At 56.2% G+C, this 7,648-nt stretch carries 8 protein-coding genes; 4 read left to right on the top strand and 4 right to left on the bottom strand.

The window, feature by feature from the left end; all coding sequences use genetic code 11:
- Nucleotides 1-39 precede the first annotated feature (39 nt).
- Nucleotides 40-1,722, top strand: a complete 1,683-nt coding sequence (gene ettA / locus ACNPN0_RS05890) for an energy-dependent translational throttle protein EttA (RefSeq protein ID WP_105661447.1) — start codon at nucleotides 40-42, stop codon at nucleotides 1,720-1,722.
- Between the two features lie 68 nt (nucleotides 1,723-1,790).
- On the opposite strand, the gene ACNPN0_RS05895 is transcribed toward ettA, so the two are convergent.
- Complete coding sequence (locus tag ACNPN0_RS05895) at nucleotides 1,791-2,297, bottom strand: flavin reductase family protein (protein ID WP_166650788.1); 507 nt, start codon at nucleotides 2,295-2,297, stop codon at nucleotides 1,791-1,793.
- 132 nt (nucleotides 2,298-2,429) lie between these two features.
- On the opposite strand from ACNPN0_RS05895, the gene soxR reads away from it, so the two are divergent.
- Nucleotides 2,430-2,936: a redox-sensitive transcriptional activator SoxR gene (gene soxR / locus ACNPN0_RS05900; protein WP_105659195.1), complete on the top strand. Its 507-nt coding sequence runs from the start codon at nucleotides 2,430-2,432 to the stop codon at nucleotides 2,934-2,936.
- Nucleotides 2,937-3,045: 109 nt separating this feature from the next.
- Nucleotides 3,046-4,782, top strand: coding sequence for an MOSC domain-containing protein (locus ACNPN0_RS05905; RefSeq protein ID WP_448938453.1), 1,737 nt, complete (start codon nucleotides 3,046-3,048; stop codon nucleotides 4,780-4,782).
- A gap of 31 nt (nucleotides 4,783-4,813) precedes the next feature.
- Here the strand turns inward: ACNPN0_RS05905 and ACNPN0_RS05910 are convergent, their stop codons facing one another.
- Nucleotides 4,814-5,707: an acyl-CoA thioesterase gene (locus ACNPN0_RS05910; protein WP_105659197.1), complete on the bottom strand. Its 894-nt coding sequence runs from the start codon at nucleotides 5,705-5,707 to the stop codon at nucleotides 4,814-4,816.
- Between the two features lie 173 nt (nucleotides 5,708-5,880).
- On the opposite strand from ACNPN0_RS05910, the gene ACNPN0_RS05915 reads away from it, so the two are divergent.
- On the top strand, nucleotides 5,881-6,540 hold the full coding sequence (locus ACNPN0_RS05915; protein ID WP_332486837.1) for a hypothetical protein: 660 nt from the start codon (nucleotides 5,881-5,883) through the stop codon (nucleotides 6,538-6,540).
- A gap of 56 nt (nucleotides 6,541-6,596) precedes the next feature.
- Here the strand turns inward: ACNPN0_RS05915 and ACNPN0_RS05920 are convergent, their stop codons facing one another.
- A complete protein-coding gene (locus ACNPN0_RS05920; protein WP_105659199.1) occupies nucleotides 6,597-7,115 on the bottom strand; it encodes a globin in 519 nt (172 codons plus the stop codon).
- A gap of 12 nt (nucleotides 7,116-7,127) precedes the next feature.
- Nucleotides 7,128-7,604, bottom strand: a complete 477-nt coding sequence (locus tag ACNPN0_RS05925) for an OsmC family protein (protein ID WP_332486839.1) — start codon at nucleotides 7,602-7,604, stop codon at nucleotides 7,128-7,130.
- Nucleotides 7,605-7,648 lie beyond the last annotated feature (44 nt).

A 7,648-nucleotide genomic window follows, 5' to 3' on the forward strand; every position in this document is an offset into this window, starting at 1 on the left:
ATTCGGAAATGACCCCCGCAACAGACTAGCCTTAAGAACATGGCGGAATTCATTTACACGATGACCAAGGCTCGCAAGGCCGTTGGCGACAAAGTCATCCTTGACAATGTCAGCATGTCGTTCTTCCCCGGTGCCAAAATTGGCGTCGTGGGACCCAACGGTGCTGGTAAGTCAACGATCCTAAAGATCATGGCGGGGATCGATACTCCCTCCAACGGTGAAGCGCGTCTTTCACCGGGCTACTCGGTAGGCATCCTGCTGCAGGAACCCCCACTGAATGAAGAAAAGACCGTCCTGGGCAACGTCCAGGAAGGTGTTGGCGAGATCTATGAAAAGATCACTCGCTTCAACGAAATCTCGGAAGAGATGGCACAGGACGGTGCCGACTTCGACACGCTCCTGGAAGAAATGGGCAAGCTGCAGGAAGCGATTGACGCTGCCGACGCTTGGGACATTGACAATCAGCTCGAACAGGCAATGGACGCGCTGCGCTGCCCACCAGGCGACGAGAAAGTTACCCACCTCTCCGGTGGTGAACGTCGACGTGTAGCACTGTGCAAGCTTCTCCTGCAGAAGCCGGACTTGCTGCTGCTCGATGAGCCTACTAACCACTTGGACGCAGAGTCCGTACTGTGGCTGGAACAGCACCTGGCATCTTACCCGGGCGCCGTGCTGGCCGTAACCCACGACCGCTACTTCCTGGACCATGTCGCCGAATGGATCTGTGAAGTTGACCGCGGTCGCCTGCACCCATACGAGGGCAACTACTCCACTTACCTGGAGAAGAAGCGCGAGCGCATGGAAGTTCAGGGCAAGAAAGACCAGAAGCTTGCTAAGCGTCTGGCAGAAGAACTCGAGTGGGTTCGTTCGAACGCCAAGGGCCGTCAGACTAAGTCGAAGGCTCGTCTGGCGCGCTACGAGGAAATGGCTGCGGAAGCCGAGCGCACCCGCAAGCTGGACTTCGAAGAAATCCAGATTCCGCCAGGCCCGCGCCTGGGCCAGCTGGTAATCGAAGCCGAAAACTTGAAGAAGGGATTCGGCGATCGTGTATTGATCGATGGTCTGTCCTTCTCGCTACCGCGCAACGGCATCGTGGGTGTCATTGGTCCCAACGGCGTCGGCAAGTCGACCCTGTTCAAGACCATCGTTGGCATGGAAGAGCTTGACGGTGGCACCCTGAAGGTCGGCGACACGGTCAAGATTTCCTATGTCGACCAGAATCGCGAAAATATCGACCCAGAGAAGTCGTTGTGGGAGGTCGTTTCTGACGGCCTCGATTACATCAACGTCGGTCAAGTTGAGATGCCATCGCGTGCCTACGTTTCGGCGTTCGGGTTCAAGGGCCCAGACCAGCAGAAGAAGGCAGGTGTTCTCTCCGGTGGTGAGCGCAACCGTCTGAACCTGGCACTGACCCTCAAGCAGGGTGGCAACCTGTTGCTGCTCGATGAGCCTACTAACGACTTGGACGTTGAAACCCTGTCGTCGTTGGAAAACGCGCTGCTTGAGTTCCCGGGTTGCGCTGTAGTGGTCTCCCACGACCGTTGGTTCCTGGACCGAGTCGCGACCCACATCTTGTCGTACGAGGGCACTGAGGAGAACCCATCGAACTGGTACTGGTTCGAAGGCAACTTCGACTCTTACGAGAGCAACAAGGTTGAACGATTGGGTGCCGACGCGGCTAAGCCGCACCGTGTTACCCACCGTCGCCTGACCCGCGACTAATCCACGGGCATGAAAATAGCCGCCACATTTGTGGCGGCTATTTTTATGCCGCAGGAGGCATCGTTCAATTAGCTCGTCGTCGAATCGGCACGCAATCCGGACAATTTCAGATACTCGCGATCCTGGTAAAGCAGGTGTTGCTGTTGCGCATGCCCGAAGAGTACCGCATGGACTTCAGCAGCAATCAGGCGGGAGCCTCCAACGCTGATGGAGGAGTGGATACTGGCGCGGAAAGCAACGGGAGCCTCGATGAAATGTGGCTCGCCGGTGGGCAAGACCCGGAAATGTTGATCGCTGGTAAATCGTGGGGCACCCGGGCGCGCGAAATTATTTGCCAGCTCGTGCTGGTCTTCGCCGAGCATATGGATCACGAAACTCGGTGCTGCTAGCACAGCGCCGGCAGCGCCGGATTCTTTGGCCAGCGAGAACGAAACGGCAACGGGATCAATGGAAAGTGAAGCGAGGGAAGAGATAGTTAAACCGTAGAATGCCCCGTCGACCGCTGCAGTAATCACTGCTACTCCAGCAGGATGGTGACGGAAGGCTGTACGGAATCCATCTGATAATTCGCTCACTGAGCCGCTCCTTTGCCTGGAGTTGGAATAAAACTCCAGTAACTGATGCAAAAGCCCGAGCTTTTGCCAACAACTTTGAATACTTCCACCCTAAGACCTCAAGTAAACTTGAGGTCAAGGAAAGGGGTGGTGATGCTTCACACAGCGGAATCTGGGGATTGCGAAAAAAATTTTCCCGGGCGTGAGCTGCTAAGCATCGGGCAGGTTAGCGAACGCACTGGTGTGGCCAGATCTGCACTGCATTATTACGAAGATATTGGGCTGATCGTTTCCATGCGGACAGCGGGGAATCAGCGACGCTATCCTCGCCACTTGCTGCGTCGTATCTCGTTGATCAGTGTCGGCAGTAAGTTGGGCATCCCACTCAGCGACATCAAGCGTGCTTTGGCACCAGTGCCGATGGGAAAAATCCCCGAGGAAAGAGACTGGCTTCGCGCGACAGAGGAATGGAAGAAAGTACTCGAAGCGAGGCGGCGTGCCATCGAGGAATTAGAAGATCGGCTTATGGGATGCATTGGATGCGGCTGCCTGTCGATGCAGGCCTGCAGCCTCCTGAATCCGGAAGACCAATTGGCGCGTGAAGGTGTGGGCGCGCGGCGATTGGAAGCACCCGCAGATGCCGGGGAGCAGTCCATGTAGCCGGAGGGGCAGAACATTACCTGTTTTGAAATTCCGATATCCTCTGGCGCCTTCGATTGGCGCCGCCTGGAACTCCCGTACTGAACTCGGCACTTACTAGAATGTAATCATGAAAATTGCTCAAATATATCGCTTTCCTGTTAAAGGGCTACCAGGCGAAGCAGTCAGTTCGGTCGCAGCCAAAAAGGGAAGCGGGCTAGAGGGCGATCGCTGTGTCGCCTTCGGAAACGGCACAATTGAGCACCAAGACGGGCAGTGGCAGAGCTGCCTAAGCTTCACTATTCTCAAGAACAACAAGAGCCTGCAAAAGTGGCAAGTTGAATCCAGTTTTCCACTTATCACCATGACCGCGCCAGCATCTACAGGTGCGGCACCATTGACCTTTGATGCCAGTAGCCAGCATGGCAGGGATGCCGCCAGCGCCTATCTGTCGAATCACTTGCCGGCGCAGGGGCCAAAACCGCGAAGATTGGTGTCTGCACCGCAAGGAATGTTCGATTCGCGACTGTCGGGCATTTCGATTATTAACCCCAATACGGTTGCGGAGCTGTCGCGAGTATCCGGGGTGCACTTGGATCCCCGGCGGTATCGAGGCAACCTTGTGGTGGAAGGCCTGCCCGCATACTCGGAATATGGGCTTATTGGCAAAGTGCTGCGCATAGGCGAAACCCGTATTGCCATTACCAAATCAATCGCCCGTTGCTCAGCAACCTCGGTAAATCCGGATACTACCGAAGTCGATACCAACGGACCCCGTTTGCTGGCAACGCACTTTGGCCACGTTCACTGTGGCATTTATGGAACCGTTCTGGAATCCGGGGTCTTGGAGACTGGCGCCTCAATTGAAATAGAAAACGAAGCAACAGAAGCCGAAGAACTGGTTCCAGTGAAGATCTCTCCACGGTTCATGACCATACTTCGAAACGAGGACTTGGGCTCAGGAGTAGTCGAACTGCTGCTTCACGATCCTTACGGATGGATTAAGTCTGAGTATGAACCGGGCATGCATCTAAGGGTTCACTTGCCAGATCCGCTGTGGAGAAATTACACCATCACCTCGGTGAGCGACCGGGGCATTAGTATCGCCGTTCGCATCCAAGGTGAAGCTTCAGCGAAAATAGCACAGCTGCAGGAGGACGAGCAACTTCTTGTCTCAGGGCCGTACGGTGTGCTGACCTCGGCTAATGTACTAGGCTCCAGCACTGCCATCGTCAGCGCTGGAATTGGCATCACTCCTGCTTTGGGGCTGCTCGGGGATGCTGCAGCGGTGAATGGCAGCCAAGATCTGAGGTTCATCCATGTCGAACGTGGCGGAGCCAGTGCCTTGTACTGCCGGCTGGAACAGATGGCTGCCGGGCTGAAGGCGCCAATCAGCTTGGATCGCATCGACACCTCCGAGGGGCGGCCAGCGGCTGCTGCGATCGCAGCACGACTACGCGGTTGCAGCAGGGTGGTGGTGTGCGGGCCTGAAGAGTTCACCAAGATGGTATTCGAGGCGTGCGAGCAAGCGGGAATTTCTGCTTCGCAGATTTACAGCGAAACCTTCGCATCACCAGCGACCGATCTGGAACGCCTTTTTGAGAACTATACGCCCGCAGAAGTCTCTTGTCGTGGGAGCGAAAAGAATTTCACCTGGAGTGCGGAGAATGGAGTGTTGCTTGATGCGCTGGAAGAGCAAGGGCTTGAACCGGCTAGTCTTTGCCGCTCGGGTTCTTGCGGCGAATGCGCCGTTAGCCTGCTCAGGGGCAGGATTTCCTACCCGTTGGAGCCGAGCGCCCGCGTAGCACCGGGCCAGATCCTCGCCTGTATGGCCGTACCAGCAGGCGATATTGAACTGGACGCATGAACCACGCGGGCGGTGCGCTATCGATTGAGGGCTAGTGCCCCTCTGCGAACTCAGGCAGGCGGATCATGCCTTCCTGGGCGACGGTCGCGACGAGCTCGCCTGCCTTGTTGTAGAACTTTCCCGCACCAAGTCCGCGGGCCGACGAGGCCGATGGCGAATGAAGTACGTAGAGCAGCCATTCATCGACTCGGAAATCCCGGTGCCACCACATTGCGTGATCGAGGCTGGCGATGCTCAAGCCGCGATGTACCCATGGCACTCCATGGGCTCGCAGGGCAGGCTCAAGTAGCATGTAGTCGCTCGCGTAAGCCAAGGCAGCTCGGTGCAGGGCGGGCTCATTGGGCATTGCCGAGGTGGTGCGCAGCCAAACCGCACTATCGGCAAGCTTGGCCGAATTTCCTGGAAGGTAGATCGGTTCCGAAACATGCCGGACGTCGAAAGGCCGTTCGAAAGCCCATTCCTTTGCCACTGGATGGTCCAGGTGCCCCACGAGATCTGCGGTAGTCGGAAGCGACTCGGGATCCGGGATTCCGGCAGGCATTGGATCATGGTGTTCGAGGCCGTTTGCCGGTTCCTGGAATGAGGTGATCATTGACAGGATCGGTTCGCCATTTTGGTAGGCGTGCACTCGACGTGCGGAAAATGAGCGGCCATCGCGCAGGCGCTGTACGCCGAAAGTGATGTTCTGGTTCGGGTCTCCCGGACGCAGGAAGTAACCGTGCAGGGAATGGATCGCACGGGTCGCTTCAACTGTACGCGTGGCGGCCATGATCGATTGGGCCAGAACCTGCCCGCCAAAGACGCGAGGTCGAGTCTGCCCAGGGGTATGGCCGATGAAGATATCCTCATCCGTGCGCGCCTGGTCTTCTCCATCCAGATTCAACAGATCCAGCAGGATCTGGGTGGTGCCTAGGTCTTCGGTCACTGTGCGGGCTCCTTGGAATGCGATAGCGGAACAAAACCAAATTTAATGCTACTCGAAAGTAATATTTTCAGTTGAGATTCGGGCTCATAGGAAAACTATACGTTTCACGGAGCAGCATCACGCCATGAGCAAAGTCGCCACGCGTAGTTGCCGCTCCGTGAGACGATAAATATATGGCTAGTGATGCGGTGATTTTCGACGACAGTAATTCAGTAAGCGACTTAGCGAACTTTATTAGCCGGGCGAAAACAATTGAAGATGATGCGGCCCAATTCGTCGCTCGAAATACGGCCTTGGCTGTCTATGTACCTGTTTTGGTCCCTTCCGACCTCGGTCAAGGCGGCTATACCATCCTCGGAATGCGAGTTCATCGCTTGGCGCAGCCTGCAGATCTCAAGGCCAGCTATTCCTTGGCATCGATCCAGGATCGCCTTGCTCGCATGGGGGAGTCAACCGTCGACTTCGCGCTCCCACCGGTTGAAGAGAACCCTAAATGGGCTGGGATCTCCGTGCCGGTCTCAGGCTGGGAAGATGCAGGAGCCGTAGCGAACGACATGCTAACTTCCTCAGCTCAAAACGGCATCGACGCCGTCGCCCAAGCATTGCCGGAAAACCCGGGATTGCCTGTGCTTGTGCAGATACGGCAGCGAATTTGGGCTGCGGATGTGCAAGGAGAAGATTTGAAGATTCCTATGGGCTCCGCATTTGCCATGCATGCCTTGGGTTTCCTGGCGCCTGGCGGGCAAAGCCGAGTATTCCGCAATGGCAGTTGGACTCGACTGAGTAACGAGCGAGGGCATGTCCTTGTCCGCAAAGCCTCTTTGCTCGGCTAAGCAGTAATAAGGATATGGACTAGAACTCGCCCGTGGCGGTTCTAGTCCATAAATTCTTAGAGCAGATTCCGGTGTTCATCCGGAGTGTTCAGCAACGAGTGAGCCGCACGCTCAAAGTAGTCCCGAAGGGTTTCGGCCTGCAGCATTGGCAGCTCTAGCTGGTCGATAGCCTTGTTCATATGGCCCAGCCAGACATCACGGTAGTGGCCGTTCACCGGGTAATTTGCATGACGCATGCGGAGCCGAGGGTGGCCACGATGCTCGGAGAACGTTGTCGGACCACCCCAGTATTGTTCCAGGAACAGCTGGAGGCGAACTTGGGCAGCCCGAAGCTCCTTCTCTGGATACATCCGACGGAAATCCTCGTCTTCGGCAACGGAACTGTAGAAATTCTTGGTCAGCTGAGCGAAAATCTCGCGACCGCCAACCTCTGCGTAGAAGGTACCGGGATAGTTGGCAACGTCGATCGGCGTTTCGGCGGCATCCAAGAATTCTTGGCTGGATCGGCCTAGAACCAGGGGATTGCTGAAGGGATCCTTTTTCGGGTCATGTGCAAGTGGCAGGTTTTCAGTCATTCGTAAAAATCCTCAGGAGGAGCTAGGGGATACCGGCTCGTGGAGAACCGGGAAGTTGACGGACCGGGCGATGAAGCAAACCTTGTTCGCCTGGGAGTGGAGCGAATCGGCAAGTTCTCGTTGGGATTCATCGGCAAGGTAAACGACGGGCCGCAAGATGGCTTGGGTGAATTCACCGCTGTTATCCCGATTGAGACGCAGTGTTCCAGAAGCATCGTCCGTATAACCCGTGATATTCACGCCGTGGGTAACTGCTACATGCAGATACGAGAGCATGTGGCATTGGCTAAGGGCAGCAAGCAGGAGTTGTTCTGGATTCCAGCGATCGCGATCCCCATGGAATGTTGGATCCGCGGTGCCCGGCAAATCTGGCAAGCCCGATGCGCGCAATACATGGTCCCGGCCGTAGCTGCGGTAGCTTTCCGTTCCGGTTCCACGATTGCCTGTCCATTCGAGCCCTACCCGATATTCATGTTGCGAGAGGTCCATAGGTCTATTCTCCCACTTTTAACCGAAAGGTGGCGGCGGCTTCC

The sequence above is a fragment of the Glutamicibacter sp. AGC84 genome (assembly GCF_053543575.1).

What these genes read in the sequence shown, in the direction of transcription:
- ettA (WP_105661447.1), top strand. Translation starts at nt 40, where the DNA reads ATGGCGGAATTCATTTACACGATGACCAAGGCTCGCAAGGCCGTTGGC.
- soxR (WP_105659195.1), top strand. Translation starts at nt 2,430, where the DNA reads ATGCTTCACACAGCGGAATCTGGGGATTGCGAAAAAAATTTTCCCGGG.
- ACNPN0_RS05905 (WP_448938453.1), top strand. Translation starts at nt 3,046, where the DNA reads ATGAAAATTGCTCAAATATATCGCTTTCCTGTTAAAGGGCTACCAGGC.
- ACNPN0_RS05915 (WP_332486837.1), top strand. Translation starts at nt 5,881, where the DNA reads ATGGCTAGTGATGCGGTGATTTTCGACGACAGTAATTCAGTAAGCGAC.
- ACNPN0_RS05920 (WP_105659199.1), bottom strand. Translation starts at nt 7,115, where the DNA reads ATGACTGAAAACCTGCCACTTGCACATGACCCGAAAAAGGATCCCTTC.
- ACNPN0_RS05925 (WP_332486839.1), bottom strand. Translation starts at nt 7,604, where the DNA reads ATGGACCTCTCGCAACATGAATATCGGGTAGGGCTCGAATGGACAGGC.